The 15,617-nt window shown below is 42.5% G+C and carries 17 protein-coding genes; 13 read left to right on the top strand and 4 right to left on the bottom strand.

Features of this window, described 5'->3' with window-relative positions; genetic code table 11:
• Nucleotides 1-112: 112 nt before the first annotated feature.
• Entirely contained in the window at nucleotides 113-295 is a 183-nt protein-coding gene (locus AB5N96_RS03535; protein WP_204591414.1) for a hypothetical protein, read from the top strand.
• 39 nt (nucleotides 296-334) lie between these two features.
• Here AB5N96_RS03535 and AB5N96_RS03530 read toward each other — a convergent pair whose 3' ends face one another.
• Entirely contained in the window at nucleotides 335-1,246 is a 912-nt protein-coding gene (locus AB5N96_RS03530; protein WP_204591416.1) for a 3-hydroxyacyl-CoA dehydrogenase NAD-binding domain-containing protein, read from the bottom strand.
• Between the two features lie 107 nt (nucleotides 1,247-1,353).
• Here AB5N96_RS03530 and AB5N96_RS03525 point away from each other — a divergent pair, with 107 nt between their 5' ends.
• The 9 genes from AB5N96_RS03525 to AB5N96_RS03485 all read left to right on the top strand — a co-directional run bounded on the left by AB5N96_RS03525 (nucleotide 1,354) and on the right by AB5N96_RS03485 (nucleotide 10,530).
• On the top strand, nucleotides 1,354-2,808 hold the full coding sequence (locus AB5N96_RS03525) for a potassium/proton antiporter (RefSeq protein WP_204591418.1): 1,455 nt from the start codon (nucleotides 1,354-1,356) through the stop codon (nucleotides 2,806-2,808).
• A 77-nt stretch (nucleotides 2,809-2,885) separates the two neighbouring features.
• Nucleotides 2,886-3,869 (top strand): EAL domain-containing protein, encoded by a 984-nt coding sequence (locus AB5N96_RS03520; RefSeq protein ID WP_338032475.1) that lies wholly within the window; start codon nucleotides 2,886-2,888, stop codon nucleotides 3,867-3,869.
• Nucleotides 3,870-3,944: 75 nt separating this feature from the next.
• A complete protein-coding gene (locus AB5N96_RS03515) occupies nucleotides 3,945-4,406 on the top strand; it encodes a MarR family winged helix-turn-helix transcriptional regulator (RefSeq protein WP_204591422.1) in 462 nt (153 codons plus the stop codon).
• 53 nt (nucleotides 4,407-4,459) lie between these two features.
• A complete protein-coding gene (locus AB5N96_RS03510) occupies nucleotides 4,460-5,629 on the top strand; it encodes a TraB/GumN family protein (protein ID WP_204591424.1) in 1,170 nt (389 codons plus the stop codon).
• Between the two features lie 15 nt (nucleotides 5,630-5,644).
• Nucleotides 5,645-6,595: a TRM11 family SAM-dependent methyltransferase gene (locus AB5N96_RS03505; RefSeq protein ID WP_204591426.1), complete on the top strand. Its 951-nt coding sequence runs from the start codon at nucleotides 5,645-5,647 to the stop codon at nucleotides 6,593-6,595.
• A 129-nt stretch (nucleotides 6,596-6,724) separates the two neighbouring features.
• Nucleotides 6,725-8,245 (top strand): aldehyde dehydrogenase, encoded by a 1,521-nt coding sequence (gene adh, locus AB5N96_RS03500; protein ID WP_204591428.1) that lies wholly within the window; start codon nucleotides 6,725-6,727, stop codon nucleotides 8,243-8,245.
• 23 nt (nucleotides 8,246-8,268) lie between these two features.
• Nucleotides 8,269-8,628 (top strand): DUF779 domain-containing protein, encoded by a 360-nt coding sequence (locus AB5N96_RS03495; RefSeq protein ID WP_204591430.1) that lies wholly within the window; start codon nucleotides 8,269-8,271, stop codon nucleotides 8,626-8,628.
• A 68-nt stretch (nucleotides 8,629-8,696) separates the two neighbouring features.
• Nucleotides 8,697-8,987, top strand: a complete 291-nt coding sequence (locus AB5N96_RS03490) for a DUF6509 family protein (protein WP_204591432.1) — start codon at nucleotides 8,697-8,699, stop codon at nucleotides 8,985-8,987.
• Nucleotides 8,988-8,991: 4 nt separating this feature from the next.
• Nucleotides 8,992-10,530, top strand: coding sequence for a Mur ligase family protein (locus AB5N96_RS03485; protein ID WP_204591433.1), 1,539 nt, complete (start codon nucleotides 8,992-8,994; stop codon nucleotides 10,528-10,530).
• 35 nt (nucleotides 10,531-10,565) lie between these two features.
• Here AB5N96_RS03485 and AB5N96_RS03480 read toward each other — a convergent pair whose 3' ends face one another.
• The 3 genes from AB5N96_RS03480 to corA are packed head-to-tail and all read right to left on the bottom strand — an operon-like array spanning nucleotide 10,566 to nucleotide 12,991.
• Nucleotides 10,566-11,291 carry a DUF6904 family protein gene (locus AB5N96_RS03480; RefSeq protein ID WP_204591434.1) on the bottom strand — a complete coding sequence of 242 codons (726 nt, stop codon included), beginning with the start codon at nucleotides 11,289-11,291 and terminating at the stop codon, nucleotides 10,566-10,568.
• Nucleotides 11,292-11,306: 15 nt separating this feature from the next.
• Nucleotides 11,307-12,014 carry a 23S rRNA pseudouridine(2604) synthase RluF gene (gene rluF, locus AB5N96_RS03475; RefSeq protein ID WP_204591435.1) on the bottom strand — a complete coding sequence of 236 codons (708 nt, stop codon included), beginning with the start codon at nucleotides 12,012-12,014 and terminating at the stop codon, nucleotides 11,307-11,309.
• An 11-nt stretch (nucleotides 12,015-12,025) separates the two neighbouring features.
• Complete coding sequence (gene corA / locus AB5N96_RS03470) at nucleotides 12,026-12,991, bottom strand: magnesium/cobalt transporter CorA (RefSeq protein ID WP_499704636.1); 966 nt, start codon at nucleotides 12,989-12,991, stop codon at nucleotides 12,026-12,028.
• A 206-nt stretch (nucleotides 12,992-13,197) separates the two neighbouring features.
• Between corA and AB5N96_RS03465 the strand changes: the two genes are divergently transcribed.
• From AB5N96_RS03465 to AB5N96_RS03455, 3 genes are all read left to right on the top strand, one after another.
• Nucleotides 13,198-14,499: an NCS2 family permease gene (locus AB5N96_RS03465; RefSeq protein WP_204591437.1), complete on the top strand. Its 1,302-nt coding sequence runs from the start codon at nucleotides 13,198-13,200 to the stop codon at nucleotides 14,497-14,499.
• Between the two features lie 121 nt (nucleotides 14,500-14,620).
• Nucleotides 14,621-15,094 carry a CtsR family transcriptional regulator gene (locus AB5N96_RS03460; RefSeq protein ID WP_204591438.1) on the top strand — a complete coding sequence of 158 codons (474 nt, stop codon included), beginning with the start codon at nucleotides 14,621-14,623 and terminating at the stop codon, nucleotides 15,092-15,094.
• Complete coding sequence (locus AB5N96_RS03455; RefSeq protein ID WP_204591440.1) at nucleotides 15,094-15,615, top strand: UvrB/UvrC motif-containing protein; 522 nt, start codon at nucleotides 15,094-15,096, stop codon at nucleotides 15,613-15,615. Before AB5N96_RS03460 ends, AB5N96_RS03455 begins: the two co-directional genes overlap by 1 nt.
• Nucleotides 15,616-15,617: the final 2 nt, after the last annotated feature.

Here is a 15,617-nt window from a genome sequence, read left to right as displayed (position 1 = left end):
TTTTTATTATTTAAACTATTTAAATAATTATTTGATAGAAACTAATAAACGATTAAAATTTAGTGAAAATGGGTATGTAATTGGTAACAACTAATTGAGGTGAGGTGATTGGATGTTCCGAGAAGAAAAGAAAAATGAAGACTACACGACGAATGAAGATGAACATAAAAAACGAGTGATCAGAGAACTTGAGGATAAAAAACTCAAGCTATCTTCAAATGATATGGATGCTGACAAAAATGAAGACACGGAAGTAGTAGATCCTCAACCGCGGATCAATACGGAGAATTTATAATAAAGAGCCCCTTGCCAATCAAGCTGCAAGGGGTTTTTGTTATGTAGAGCGAAGTTTTAAAATACCGAGTTGCCCTTTGTCACGTTTCTGTGCAAGCTCTGTCAGAGTAGACGTGCCATAAGACTGTTCAGCGAGTTGCCGGAGGTTAGCTTGTGTCTTTTCATCCAAAACCAACTGACCTTGATGAGCCCATGACTTTTCCATCGTAGGTCCTAAGTGTTTCATGAAAGCACCTGCTCCACCTTCACCGCCACCTAAATGCATGCCGAGCATCGGACCAGTTACAGCCCAGCGCAGTCCAATTGAATCTTTGACGATTTCATCCATTTCGGCCATCGTGACAACTCCTTCATTTGCGAGGTGCATCGCTTCGCGAAGTAGTGCAAATTGAAGGCGGTTTGCCACGAATCCGAAGATTTCTTTCTTGATCAACTGCGGTTGTTTACCAAGTGATGCATAGAATTGCATCGCTTGGTCAATCGTTTCTTCAGAAGTGGAACTGCCCGGTACGACTTCTACTAACGGCATAATGAGTGGGGGGTTAAACGGATGGCCAATCGCCACTCTAGATGCATCGTTCATCAATTGTGAAATCTCACTTGCAGGTAGCGTGGAAGAAGATGAAAAGAATAGTGTATGTTCTGGCGCATATCGTTCCATATCTGCATACAATTGCTGTTTAAACGATAGATTCTCTGGACCATTTTCTTGTACGATGTCTGCTTGCTGTACCGCTTCTTTAAGTGATGTTGTGAGTTTCAGTTGCCCTTGTTCATGTAAACCTAAAGAATCCAGCGTAGGTTTTAGTGCTTCTTGGTGACGTTGCCAAATTGCGGGTAAGTCTTCACGAATATCTGTGAGTGTCACAGAGTGCCCGTGACTCAAAAATAAACTAGTCCAGGATAAACCGATTGTTCCGGCACCTACTACAGTTACTGCTTTTTTAATCATTTGAAAGACCTCCTTTTCTTAATCCTATCATAAAGACTATCAATTGTTTCCTATACCTTAGAGCGGTATAATTACAGGTATCTAAATGTTTAGGAAGGGGATGACGAATGACATTTACCGTCGACTCAGCAATATTTGTATTATCAATTTTACTGATAGTAGGTGTAGCGACAACCAAATTTTCATCTCGTCTTGGATTACCATCTCTTGTTCTTTTTATTGGTGTAGGAATGATTGCAAGTCAATACATTTATTTTGATAATGCAAAAATCACACAACTTGTAGGGATCCTTGCGCTTATTGTTATTTTGTTTGAGGGAGGAATGCAAACAAAATGGCGGACGATGCGAACGGTTCTTCCTGCTGCAACCTCACTCGCGACTATTGGAGTGCTCCTTACAACAGTCGGGATTGGTGTTGTAGCCAAGTTTGTTCTAGGCCTCTCATGGTTAGAGGGGATGTTATTTGGTGCAATTGTAGGATCTACGGATGCTGCAGCTGTTTTTGCTGTTCTTGGGAATAAAAATATCAAACCGAACATCACATCTACACTTGAAGTAGAATCCGGAACGAACGATCCGATGGCAGTATTTTTAACGATTACATTTATTAGCTTGATCCAAGCAGAGGCGGGGCCGTTGCTCTCATTAATTGGCTCATTCTTTTGGCAGATGGGAATCGGTTTACTAGTCGGTCTCTTAATTGGGCGACTTTCGGTATGGGCCATCAATAAGATCAATCTCGATTCTTCTGGTCTCTACCCTGTTCTCGCAATGGGGTTTGCTATTTTCACATATGCTTTTACAACTGCGATCGGAGCAAGTGGGTTACTTGCAGTTTATGTAATGGCTGTGGTCCTTGGAAATATGGATCTAACCTATCGCCACTCAATTTTCCGTTTCAATGAAGGGTTTGCGTGGATGATGCAAATTTGTATGTTTATATTGCTTGGTCTGCTCGTATTTCCAAATCAGTTACGAGACGTGATTTGGCAGGGGCTTTTACTTGCTCTTATTTTAATGTTCGTAGCACGACCTCTTGGGGTTTACATTAGTTTGTTGTTTAGCCAATTTAATGCAAAGGAAAAACTCTTCATTTCCTGGGCAGGTTTACGCGGAGCAGTCCCAATCGTATTGGCCACCTATCCACTACTAGCGGGATTAGAGAATGCTGATTTATTGTTCAATGTTGTATTTTTCGTAGTTTTACTTTCTGCATTATTCCAAGGAGCAACTTTAACGCCTTTTGCAGAGAAGCTGGGGTTAGTGGGCCCGAAAACTATTCAAGTACCCCATAGTTTAGAGTTGGTCTCAATAGGAAAAACAAATACAGAAATCATTGAAATCGTGATTGAAGAGAATGCTACAATTGTCGGGCAAGAGCTAAAGAATGTAGAGCTTCCGACCGATACACTCATTACCGCGGTAATTCGTGGTAACCGTGTAATTACACCTCGTGGAGACACTTTTATTGAAGCGGGAGATGTACTGTATGTATTGGTACCGAAAACGAATCGTTCTGCAATCAAGAAATTGTTTAGACAGTCAGAAAACGAGCAGTAACTTGATTTACAGAAAAATGATAAAATTAAGCTAATAAAAATTAAGGGGTGACCTCAATGGGGTGTCAGGGGTGTCAAGTGAGTAATCTAAGCTACACTTTTCGATTTAAAGAACAACATAATCTTCTATTAGTTCCAGCTGTAATAGCTTTCTTAGAAAGAAATGAAGTACCTGTCAAATCCCAAGAAAATGAAGTGACTCTTCCCGAACATCACGTACCGGAAGTCGTCAACTTCTTTGAGGATCATCTTGAATTAGAACATATAGTGTTCAAAACAGAGCAAACGGACTGGTCTCCACTCTCAAATTTAAGTGGTTTTCTTGAAATGGGTTGGATCGATGAAATTATTCTTCAAGAGCGAGTGGAGTGTCATTTTCAGCCCATCGTACGTTCAGATGGTGCATTGTTTGGATATGAACTATTAGCACGTTTTACAGATTCTGAAGGGAATCCTATTTTTCCTAACGAAGCATTTGCAGCTGCAAAATCTCGTGGACGTTTATACGCTTTAGACCGGATGTGTCGAATGGCAGCTGTTCGTCATGCTGCTAGATTGGATCGAGTGAAAGCCTTTATTAACTTTATTCCAACATCTATCTACTCTCCTGAGTTTTGCTTGCGCAGCACAATGCAACTTGCCAGCAAATTAAATGTGGATCCGCAGCAATTAGTATTTGAAGTTGTAGAAACTGAACAAGTTGATGATGTCCAACATCTAAAGAACATACTGACGTACTACAAGGAAAAAGGGTTTATGTATGCACTAGATGATGTAGGAGAAGGGTTCAGCACACTAGAACTCTTAAAAGGAATTGAGCCGCACTACATGAAATTGGATCGTCAGTTCGTAACAGACGTGCATGCAGATGCGAACAAACAACGGGTTGCTAATGCATTTTTGCAACAGGCTCGTAAGATGGGAACAATTCCATTGGCAGAAGGAATTGAAACAAAAGAAGAATATGATTGGCTAAAAGCTGCTGGTTATGTGTTGTTTCAAGGATATTACATAGGAAGACCACAGGCAGAACCTGCATCTCAAGACGCTCTCAATTTCTGAGGCGTCTTTTTTTAGTGGCATCTACGAAAAGAGTCATGTAAAATGTTTAATTATAAACATCAAGGAGGATTTCAAATGGTAAAAATGAAGAAGAAACGTAAAAAAATTAAAAATCAAATCTTGACGACGATGCAACAAGCATCTTCTTTAGAGATTCAAGAACAGTTTCAACGTGTGACTTTGGAGTGGAGTAGAGCGATGGAGGCAGCATTTGCTGATCATTCTATTACATTTACACAATTCAATGCATTACGGAAAATTAAAGAACATCAACCATTGCACCAACAACAATTGAGCGACCTACTTTCTGTAACAAAAGGAAATGTAAGCCAAATGATAACGAGACTTGAAAAGGTCGGACTTGTGCAAACGGAGAAATCTGGGAACTTAAAACTACTTTCTCTGACTTCTAAAGGTGAGGAAGAAGTTTCTCGTCTAAACGATACGGCTGTAAGCGCAGATAAAGAATTTTTAACGTGCTGGACACCTGAAGAACAACAAGTGCTGAATGGTTTAGTGAAGAAAGCGCTTTCATAATAATAAGAAATTTCTGAAAATTATATGAAAATATGAAAAGGTGGGCAACTAGAATGGAAGAAACGATTACCCGCCTGGAAATAGACGGGAAAGAAATTATTCTAATTGGTGCTGCACACGTTTCAAAAGCCAGTGCTCTTGAGGTGAAAGAAGTGATTGAGAGAGAGCGCCCAGATGCAGTGTGTATTGAGTTGGATCAACAGCGCTACCAGTCTATACAACAAGGTGACAAGTGGAAGAACATGGACATCTTCAAAGTCATTAAAGAGAAGAAGGCAACTATGCTTTTGATGAACTTAGCGATTTCGTCTTTTCAAAATCGTATGGCGAAGCAATTTGATGTCACTCCTGGAGCTGAACAGATTCAAGGTATTGAAAGTGCGAGAGAAGTCGGGGCTGAGCTTGTACTAGCTGACCGAGACATTCAAGTGACGTTTGCACGTATTTGGGCAAACTTAGGGTTTTGGGGCAAATCGCAACTTCTAGCAGGTGTTGTCTTTGGGATTTTTGAGAAAGATACAATTACAGAAGAAGAGATGGAAAAAATGAAACAGCAAGATACGTTGCAAGCAGTTCTTGCGGAATTTACCGAATCATTCCCTCGTCTAAAACAACCCCTTATTGATGAACGAGATCAATATCTGGCGCAAAAGATCAAAACAGCACCCGGAAACAAGATAGTTGCCGTATTAGGAGCTGCTCACGTTCCAGGTATTACTAAAGAGATTCACCATACTCATGACCTAGAAAAGCTGTCTGAACGTCCACCGAAATCGATTGTCCCAACGATTTTAGGTTGGGCTTTACCTGCCATTATCATCGCGTTGATTGTAGCAACATTTTTTGTGAATCCCGAAGCTGGCGCAAATCAAGCGCTGAGCTGGATACTCTGGACAGGCACGATGGCTGCAATTGGAGCTGCTGTTGCTTTTGGACACCCATTAGCGGTTCTATCTGCATTTTTCGCAGCACCTATCACAGCCTTGCATCCGATTTTGGCTTCAGGATGGGTGTCGGGACTTGTTCAAGCGTTTATGCGCAAGCCAACAGTGGGAGACTTTGAACGATTGTCTGAAGATGTCTTCACCGTGAAAGGTTTCTGGCGTAACAAAGTAACACGTGTTCTATTGGTGGTTGTATTAACGAATATCTTTGGCTCGATTGGAACAATTGTTGGTGGGGCAGATGTGATTCGCCAGTTTTTCGCCAATATTGGATTATAGAAAGTAGGCAGTAAGATGATGGCACCATTTTATATTTATACGTATGGATATAATCCAGAAGAGGGCGCACTTGCAGAAATGGAGATTCGAGCTTTTTTCGGTCAATCAACTGTGGGCAAAGTGATCGGATCTTCTGTATCCATCGACCCTTCTCGAAGTGTGTTCATTCGGGAGAAGTTACATGTCTTAAAATCAGCGGTAAGTGTTGACGAAATCATTGAGAGTGCAAAGGACTTTGGAGACGCACAGGAGTCTTACAAAGTTGTATTCATGAAGCACGAAGGGACGACATCATTTTTAAATGAACAGCGCCTCCAACTTGCACGTACCATAGGGAATGAGATGCCGGGTCCCCTAGAGATGAAGACACCTGATCAAGTGTACGCCGTTACAGTTTATGAGGGACGATGGTATTTCGGGCTACTCGAGAGAAGTCGGCCAGTTTGGATGGAGCACGTAGCAAAACCACAAGGGTATTCAACGGCTTTAAATGCGAGAACGGCACGGACGCTCGTCAATATTGCGAACCCCCATGCGCGCGACCTTGCCTTAATCGATCCATGTTGTGGTATTGGCACGGTTCTAGTGGAGGCAGCATCAATGGGGATGTTCGTCAAAGGAAGAGATAAAAATCCACTTGCTTGTGTCGGAGCGCGTGAAAATCTTGAACACTACAATTACCCGGTTCCTATTGATGTAGAGATACGAGCAATTCAAGAGGAAGAAGGTCACTATGATGTGGCATTTTTAGATCTTCCCTACAATCTCTACACGCACTCTACGGAAACGCAACAACACGACTTAATTAGACATGCCGCCCGACTTGCGGACAAAGTAATTATCGTGACGATTGAGTCTATGGATACGGCGATTGAAGCGGCGGGCCTCAGAGTAGTGGATAGAGCTACTACGACCAAACAACGCTTCACAAGAGAAATAGTAGTATGCGAAACGTCTAATCGGTAACCACCGATTAGGCGTTTTTGTTTGACTTCAAAACATTTTATTGAAACATTCCATATAATCTGACAAAATAGAAGGTGGGAGAAATGTAAGCGTATTCATTACGCAAATTAAGCAAAGGGAGAGATAAGAATGGTTTATAAGTTTCCGAATACGGACGGCGCAGTCGTTCACTTCAAAGAGCAATACGATAACTACATTAATGGGAAATGGACTGCTCCAGTCAAGGGTCAATATTTTGAAAATGTAACACCTGTAACTGGGAAAGTATTTACGAAGATTGCCCGTTCAACTTCTGAAGACATTGACTTAGCACTAGATGCTGCACATGCTGCAAAGGATAGTTGGGGAACTACTTCTGTTGCAGAACGCGCAGTGATTTTAAATAAAATTGCAGACCGCATTGAGGAAAACTTAGAACTACTTGCCGTTGCTGAGACATGGGATAACGGGAAAGCTGTTCGTGAGACTCTAAATGCAGATTTACCACTTGCTATCGATCACTTCCGTTATTTTGCAGGTGCGATTCGAGCACAAGAAGGAAACTTAAGTCAAATCGATAACAATACGGTAGCGTATCACTTCCACGAGCCACTTGGAGTTGTAGGGCAGATCATTCCTTGGAACTTCCCGATCTTAATGGCAGTATGGAAACTTGCGCCGGCACTAGCTGCTGGAAACTGTGTAGTACTGAAGCCAGCTGAACAAACTCCGGCTTCAATTCTTGTATTAATGGAATTAATCGAAGACATATTACCTCCAGGGGTTATCAATATCGTGAATGGATTTGGATTAGAAGCTGGGAAACCACTTGCTTCAAGCCCGCGTATTGCAAAAATCGCTTTCACAGGTGAGACGACTACAGGTCGCTTGATCATGCAGTATGCTTCTCAAAACTTGATTCCTGTAACACTTGAGCTTGGTGGGAAATCGCCAAATATCTTCTTCGAGGACATCATGGACAAAGACGATGCTTTCCTGGATAAAGCAGTTGAAGGATTTGTTCTCTTCGCACTGAATCAAGGAGAAGTGTGTACTTGTCCATCCCGAGCGCTTATCCAAGAATCAATCTACGATAAATTTATGGAAAAAGTTCTGAAGCGTGTAGAAGCGATTGCTACAGGAAATCCACTTGATCCGAACACAATGATGGGTGCACAAGCATCAACAGAGCAAATGGAAAAAATCTTGTCGTACCTAGATATCGGGAAGCAAGAAGGCGCAGAATGTTTAGCGGGTGGAGAGCGCAACGATTTAGGTGGCGACTTTGCAGAAGGCTACTACATCAAGCCGACTGTTTTCAAAGGACATAATAAGATGCGAATCTTCCAAGAAGAAATTTTCGGACCGGTTGTATCGGTTACGACTTTCAAAACAAAAGAAGAAGCTCTTGAGATTGCAAATGATACATTATATGGCCTAGGTTCTGGTGTGTGGACACGTGATATGAACACAGCATACCGTTTCGGCCGTGGCATCCAAGCAGGTCGTGTATGGACGAACTGTTACCATGCGTATCCTGCACACGCAGCATTTGGAGGATACAAGATGTCTGGTATCGGACGCGAGAATCACTTGATGATGCTCAGTCACTATCAACAGACAAAGAACCTACTTGTATCGTATGATGAAAACAAACTAGGATTCTTCTGATCTCCTAGTAGGAGGTGAAGACGATGACAGAACGCGTTGTAGCGACAGAAGCCGCCCTTGATTTGATTGCGCTGCTCACTGACAAGCACGGCCCTGTAATGTTTCATCAGTCTGGAGGGTGTTGTGATGGATCTTCTCCAATGTGCTACCCAGAAGGGGACTTATTGATTGGAGACCAGGACATTTATCTCGGTGAAATCGGAGGTGCCAAGTTCTATATCCATAAAAATCAATTTGAGTACTGGAAACATACGCAATTGATTATTGATGTGGTGGATGGACGAGGTGGGATGTTTTCACTAGAAGGTGTGGAAGGTAAACGATTCCTCACAAGGTCCCGGGCATTCACGGCAGAAGAGAATAAAGAGCTCCAAAATACCTAATCGAATGGCTCCTCCTTTATGGGAGGAGTTTTTTTTGTATAATGGAGGCATGGACAAGGAGGATGACCATGCAAATCGAATCATTTGAAGTGGAAAAACTACATGACCCAACTGGAATTGTAGAAGGAGACCGCTATGAATTTTTAATTGGCCTCGTATATGACGAGGAGGATGAACTATTTGAAGAGACCGACTCCATTGATGTACGTGTCATCTTTGCAGACGATTCAAAAGGACAGCGAATTGCTCAAGCACATTTTATTGACCGGACAACCGCGAAAGTGCTAGATTTTGAGCTGGAGCAAGAAGAGTTAGAGACACTCCTGGCGTTTTGCCAAGAGCACTACAAAGAGGGGTGACGAAATGAAGTTTTCACATATTTTGCCTGTAATCGGAATTGAGCAAAAACGAAATGAACAAGATATCGAAATTACAGGGCTTGCTTACAACTCCCGTAATGTGAAGCCTGGAGATGTATTTGTATGTATGCGCGGAGTAAAGGCAGATGGTCATACATTTGCCAAATCAGCAGTTGAGGCGGGTGCTGTAGCGCTAGTTGTGGAAGAATTTATTGATGGGGTAGATGTCCCTCAATACCGCGTGAAGGATGCGCGCAGCAGTTTGGCGGCGCTTGCCGATGCATACTACTCTCACCCGACACAGCATATGAAAACAATCGGAATCACAGCTACAAACGGAAAGACGTCCACGTCATTCATGGCCAATGCTATTTTAGAAGAGCATGGGCTTCAAACTGGTCTCATTGGGACAGTTGTTGTCAAGATTGGTGACAAGGCGGAGCCTTCAGAATTAACCACACCAGAATCTCTGGATCTACAACGCTATTTTTCTGAAATGGTGGAATCAGACATCCAACACGTCGTAATGGAAGTATCTTCTTCAGCACTCGAACTAGACCGAGTTGGCAGTGTTGATTTTGATATTGTGACATTCAATAACATCAGCCGTGAACATATCGACCTGCATTCTTCATTTGAGAACTATGTGATGCATAAATCAAAGCTTGTCACACGTGCAGGCGTTGATAAAGTAGCGATCTTGAATTTAGATGATTCCTATTCTGCAGCTTTGCAAGATCAGACAGATGCTTTTGTAGTGACAATCGGTGTGGAAAGTGAAGAAGCGGATATTCGTTGTGTAGACCTTGATTTATCAACAGGACGTGCAGAGTTCACAGTGTCGATTGCAGACACGCTTGAAACACCGCAAGGTACAATTCCACAAGGTGATTTTAGAGTATCGTTAGGAACACCAGGCTATCATTCTGTTTATAACTCGCTAGTGTCAATTGCGATTGGATTATTATGTGATGCCCCAATTGAGACGATTCAACGTGCGATGAAAAACTTTGCAGGGGTTGAACGTCGTTTCGAGATGATTTTTGAAGAGAGCTTCAAAATCTTTGATGACCACTTTGCAAACAGCGGAAATATCGATATTACCCTTAGTACGCTTGAAAAGATGGACTACAAAAACTTGAAGCTTGTGTATGCGATTCGCGGAGATCGAGGTGTTACAGTGAATCGTGAAAATGCGGAGGCAATTGTTCGCTGGGCACCTAAGCTTGGGCTGACAGAAGTCATTGCAACCAGCAGTAAATCCGATGTCACGGCAAAAGATGTTGTGGCAGAGGAGGAGAAAGCTGTATTCCTTGATGTCATGGAAGCTGCGGGAATCAAAGTTCATTTGTTCGATGAGCTCCCAGAAGCAGTTCGACAAGGGCTGCACCAAGCAGAAGACAACGATGTTGTTTTGCTAGCAGGGTGCCAAGGGATGGACTATGGTGCAAAGTATGCTTTAGAAGAACTTTCTTCAATGCATCCAGAATTAGATAAAGAAAAGTTATTCAAACCGCTCGCTACACGTGTGGCGGGGGTATAACGAAAAGACCTGAAGCGATGGCTTCAGGTCTTTTTTTACCACTCAATATCGTCATAATCTGGATAATCCGCTGTTAATTTGATGTTGTGCACAGCGCTCTTTGTTTTATTTGCTTCTGCAACAACTTTTTGTTTAAAGACTTCATAATCATTCCCACCAACGATGATGCTGCGTGCGATTTTCGGCAGCAAGACTTTGCGTTCTTCTTTCGGTACATTTAAATAAGACAAAGCCAACATATCGACGTACTGGGTTGCATAATCTTCTGTTGAACGTTCGGGTGACAAAAGCGCTTGCTTCACATCCGAAAAATCCTCGTCTGGCATCGCGATTTCTAAGGCTTCGATGACTTTTGCTTGAAATAAGCGGACTTCCATCGTGTAGAGATGAAGATGTGGGTGCTTGATGTTCTTGCTGCGCAACAAGACAAAATCATTTAACCCAAATGCTGTGAATAGAAGTTCTGGCCATAACATTTTATAGCCAAAGTATACGTTGCGCTCTGGAGTGATCATTCCTTTTTCTTTTAGTTGATCACGAGTTGCTCCATTGGAGACAACTATTACTTCTTCTTTCCCTTTACGTGCCGCAGCTAATTTGATTAATGCCGCGGTAAGGCGATCATGTGTACTTTGATAATCGTAGAATTTATTAGTGTCTCCAATTAGATCGAAAGCCGCCGTAAGGAAAGCGTCGAAATCCCAAATGTCTCCGCTGATGGTTGCGCCTGTTGCATAAGGTGTAGATTGAATCGTTAACATCCTGCATCTCTCCCTTTATGAACGTTTCGGTTGATAGTTGAGCAGTTTGAAGAGTTCCTGCTTTTCGTCTTCCGTTAAATTACGCCATTTACCGATGGGTAAGCTTCCAAGTTCGATGTTCATGATACGCACGCGTTGTAATCGTTTAATAGTGAACCCGAGCGCGGAACACATGCGGCGGATTTGTCGGTTGAGCCCTTGGGTCAGAATGATGGAAAATGTATACGGCCCAAGTTTTTTCACTTTTGCTGGCTTTGTGACGGTATCTAAAATCTTCACGCCCGTTGCCATTTTTTCTAAAAATGTCTCCGTCAGACGTTCATTCACTGTCACGATGTACTCTTTATCATGCTCATTTTCAGAGCGAAGAATTTCATTGACGATGTCGCCGTCATTCGTCAAAAGAATTAAGCCATCCGAATCTTTATCGAGCCGTCCTACGTGAAAAATACGCTTTTCATGATTGACGAAATCAATGATGTTTCCTTCGATATGGCGCTCTGTCGTACTCGTAATTCCTACAGGCTTGTTTAAAGCTAGATAGACGAGCTCTTGTTCTTGAGAAATCACTTTCCCGTCGACCTTTACTTCATCGCCAGCCTCTATTCGACTTCCTAGTTCTGCAGGCTTGCCATTGATCATTACACGGCCATCTAAAATCCACTGATCGGCCCCTCTGCGAGAAACAATTCCTGCTTCAGCTAAATATTTATTGATACGCATGGCGTACCTCCTTATTGATTTTTGAATAATTTAAACCAGCCTTTATAAGTAAACCAGGTGAGCATTCCACCTGCAATCATAAACATGAATAACAATACCCCGTAATAGCCTAACGACCAATTAAGTTCCGGCATATTTGTAAAGTTCATCCCGTAAACCCCTGCGACGAATGTGAGCGGGATGAAGACGGTGGATACAATTGTAAGTGTCATCATGATTCGGTTCATTCGGCTAGCGTTCATCGACATATGACTATCCCGTATATCCGCTGTCAAATCTCGATTGGAATCGATCATTTCAGATAGTTTGATAAGGTGATCGTAAATATCTTCGAAATAGGTGCGCTCTTCCTGCGAAAAATTCAAGCGTGAAGATGCAAGCATTCTATAAAGTAAATCTCGCATTGGATTGATTGTTCGTCTCAGGTGCAATAAATCACTACGAATTTCGAAGACTCGGTTCATAGAAAATTGGTCATGATGCCTGGACATGTCATCCTCGACAATATTTAAATAATCCTCAATTTTGTAGATGATGGGGAAGTAATGATCCACTACTTTATCGATGATTTGATACAGAGCGTGCATAGCGCCTCTTTTCCAAGACTTCGTACTATGAATAAGACGGTCAAGTGCCTCGTCAAGTTCATGCATTTCTTCATAATGGAACGTTACGACAAAATTTCCTCCAACAAAGACGTCTAACTCTTCTGCTTCCATCGTCTTTTCGTTATATGTATGTAGCACAAAAAAGGTATGACGGTCATAATTATCGAGTTTAGGTCGCTGCAAATCATGCAGGCAGTCCTCTATTGCGAGCGGGTGAAATTGAAAAAAGTCTCGTAATAGATTTTGCTCGTCAATGGAAGGGTTGCTAATATCGACCCAATACCACTCGAACAAATTATCTTGTAATTGATTCAAAGAAAAGTTTTGAATCAGTTCGTGATCCGTTGTGACTCCTACTGTGCGAATCATAAAACCACCTCCTGCTTGTTCTATCATACCCGCTTCTAGCGGAAGTCAAAAGTATTTCTCGTCAATGAAATGATAGCAAAACACGAACCATCTTCTAATTAGGAGATGGTTTTTTCGTGTTTCTTTTGAAAAAGGGTTGCAATTCAATATAAAAGCGAATAATATTGTTAAGTATCTCAAAAATGTTCGTATTTAGGAGAGTTCATATGTTTCGTTTACAGCAACATGGCACAACTGTTAAAACAGAAGTTGTAGCTGGAATTACCACTTTTCTTACAATGGTTTATATAGTCATCGTCAACCCCGTTATTTTGGCGGAAGCAGGCGTTCCGTTTGATCAAGTTTTCTTAGCCACTATCATAGCCGCCGTCGTTGGTACGTTATGGATGGCGCTATTTGCGAATTATCCGATTGCCATCGCTCCAGGAATGGGATTAAATGCTTTCTTCACCTATACAGTCGTTATTTCCTCGAATGGACAAATCGATTATTTAACGGCTTTCTCTGCAGTGTTCATCGCCGGTATTATCTTTGTTATTTTGTCATTAACGTCTTTACGTGAAAAGTTGATTATCAGCATTCCATCCAACTTGAAGCACGGTATCACGGCGGGAATCGGATTGTTCATATCATTTATTGGACTGCGCATGTCTACAATCGTTGAAGCGCATGAAACGAACTTAGTGAAACTCGGGGATTTAACAAGCCCAGCTGTTCTACTCACGTTGTTTGGTCTACTTGTGACACTAATTTTGATGGTGCGCAATGTGTACGGCGCCATCTTTTACGGGATGGTGGCGACAGGGGTCGTTGCCTTCTTCACCGGTCAATTGAAGTTCGATGGATTCTTTGAAATCCCTTCCTTACCAGAAGGCATTCTTGTTTGGAATCCCGTCACAGCTTTTTTAGACGTCATTCAATTCGGCATGCTTGGGATTGTCGTGTCCTTTGTATTAGTGACCTTGTTTGATACAACCGGAACAATGGTCGGCGTTGCCAAACAAGCCGGGCTCATGAAGGGGGAACGTCTTCCACGAGCTCGTCAAGCACTCCTTGCCGATTCTGTTGCGACGACGGTAGGTTCTATGTTCGGAACGAGCCCAACGACTGCCTACATTGAGTCTTCTTCAGGAGTGGCTGTTGGTGGACGTACAGGTCTGACTACATTGACTGTAGGAATTCTCTTTATCATCGCTGCGTTTCTCGGTCCATTTGTTGCGGCTCTTTCTGGAGTGGCGGCGATCACAGCACCTGCTTTGATTATCATTGGGTCATTGATGATTGGGGCTGTGAAGCATATTGAGTGGGATGCGTTTGATGAAGCATTTCCTGCATTCATTGTAATTTTGGCAATGCCGCTCACGTCGAGTATTGCAACAGGAATCGAACTTGGGTTTATCATCTATCCGATTCTAAAAATAGTACAAGGCCGCTATAAAGAAGTACATCCACTCCTTTATATCTTCGCTGTCTTGTTCTTGTTCCAGCTGATTTATCTTCCCCATTAATATAGAGAAGCATGCCGATTTCTCGGCATGCTTTTTTATTTGGAGTCAAAACAATTGCACGCTACAAAGTGAATTCGTATAATAAAGTCAAAGATAGTCAAAGTCAGTAGGAGGTGACACCATGAAAAATATCTCAGATATTATTGAAGGGTATTTGAAAAGTATTATCGAATCTACTAATCAAGGGCAGATTGAAATAAAACGCAATGAAGTCGCGGAGAAATTTCAATGCGTCCCCTCGCAAATTAATTATGTAATTAATACACGGTTCACTGTAGATCGTGGCTATATAGTTGAAAGTAAGCGAGGTGGAGGTGGGTATATACGTATCTTCCGCTTAGAGGCGACCGAACAGACAGATGTCATTCGGGATATGTTAGATGCTCTTGAAAACGGGGCATCTGAATCCATGGTGGAAGACATGGTCTACCGCCTGCTTGACTTAGACATGATTTCAAAACGAGAAGCAAAACTAATTGTTGCGGCGTGTGCACGGTCTACCTTGTCAGTTCCGTTGCCACTACGTGATCAATTGAGAGGGCGGGTCGCTCAAGCGATGCTTCTTACGTTACTTCACGAAAAGGAGGGTCGCTGATGATTTGTGAAAACTGTAAACAACGTCCTGCACATGTCAAAATGACGGTTACGCAGAACGGAGAACCATTCACGCGACATCTCTGTGATGTCTGTGCAAGTCAGTTACACCCTTTTCAAAACCAGCAAGATCCATTAACGGTTCATCAACTGCTCACGAACTTGTTTACACCTGAACAAACAAAAACACAAGCTAGTCGTGAAAAAAGTCAGTGGAGCTGTCCGAATTGTGGCTGGACCTATGAACGCTTTGTGCATCGCGGGAAATTTGGCTGTGCAGAATGTTATGAGACATTTGGCAATGCCTTACCCCCTGTCATGAAGCGACTACACAACGGCAATGCTGAACACATCGGCCAAGTTCCAGAAGCATATGAAGAGACGCGCGATTTGAAGCGTCGCATTGAAGACATTCGGTCTCGTATGCAACAAGCAATCGCTGAAGAAGAGTTTGAAACAGCCGCCACTCTCCGTGACCAAGCAAGAGAGCTTGAGGCGAAACTCTCAAAAGGAGGCGATTGACA

This window comes from Chryseomicrobium imtechense, from assembly GCF_041475995.1.
In the GTDB taxonomy this organism is placed as follows: domain Bacteria; phylum Bacillota; class Bacilli; order Bacillales_A; family Planococcaceae; genus Chryseomicrobium; species Chryseomicrobium aureum.
The sequence above is the reverse complement of the archived record's forward strand: the minus strand, read 5'-3'. Positions and strand labels throughout refer to the sequence as shown.

Excerpts from the sequence above, each read along its gene's own strand:
- corA (WP_499704636.1), bottom strand. The coding sequence starts at position 12,991 with ATGATTCGCACAGTAGGAGTCACAACGGATCACGAACTGATTCAAAAC.
- AB5N96_RS03490 (WP_204591432.1), top strand. The coding sequence starts at position 8,697 with ATGCAAATCGAATCATTTGAAGTGGAAAAACTACATGACCCAACTGGA.
- AB5N96_RS03525 (WP_204591418.1), top strand. The coding sequence starts at position 1,354 with ATGACATTTACCGTCGACTCAGCAATATTTGTATTATCAATTTTACTG.
- AB5N96_RS03480 (WP_204591434.1), bottom strand. The coding sequence starts at position 11,291 with ATGTTAACGATTCAATCTACACCTTATGCAACAGGCGCAACCATCAGC.
- AB5N96_RS03465 (WP_204591437.1), top strand. The coding sequence starts at position 13,198 with ATGTTTCGTTTACAGCAACATGGCACAACTGTTAAAACAGAAGTTGTA.
- AB5N96_RS03495 (WP_204591430.1), top strand. The coding sequence starts at position 8,269 with ATGACAGAACGCGTTGTAGCGACAGAAGCCGCCCTTGATTTGATTGCG.
- AB5N96_RS03455 (WP_204591440.1), top strand. The coding sequence starts at position 15,094 with ATGATTTGTGAAAACTGTAAACAACGTCCTGCACATGTCAAAATGACG.
- AB5N96_RS03460 (WP_204591438.1), top strand. The coding sequence starts at position 14,621 with ATGAAAAATATCTCAGATATTATTGAAGGGTATTTGAAAAGTATTATC.
- AB5N96_RS03510 (WP_204591424.1), top strand. The coding sequence starts at position 4,460 with ATGGAAGAAACGATTACCCGCCTGGAAATAGACGGGAAAGAAATTATT.
- AB5N96_RS03530 (WP_204591416.1), bottom strand. The coding sequence starts at position 1,246 with ATGATTAAAAAAGCAGTAACTGTAGTAGGTGCCGGAACAATCGGTTTA.
- rluF (WP_204591435.1), bottom strand. The coding sequence starts at position 12,014 with ATGCGTATCAATAAATATTTAGCTGAAGCAGGAATTGTTTCTCGCAGA.
- AB5N96_RS03505 (WP_204591426.1), top strand. The coding sequence starts at position 5,645 with ATGATGGCACCATTTTATATTTATACGTATGGATATAATCCAGAAGAG.
- AB5N96_RS03535 (WP_204591414.1), top strand. The coding sequence starts at position 113 with ATGTTCCGAGAAGAAAAGAAAAATGAAGACTACACGACGAATGAAGAT.
- adh (WP_204591428.1), top strand. The coding sequence starts at position 6,725 with ATGGTTTATAAGTTTCCGAATACGGACGGCGCAGTCGTTCACTTCAAA.
- AB5N96_RS03485 (WP_204591433.1), top strand. The coding sequence starts at position 8,992 with ATGAAGTTTTCACATATTTTGCCTGTAATCGGAATTGAGCAAAAACGA.
- AB5N96_RS03515 (WP_204591422.1), top strand. The coding sequence starts at position 3,945 with ATGGTAAAAATGAAGAAGAAACGTAAAAAAATTAAAAATCAAATCTTG.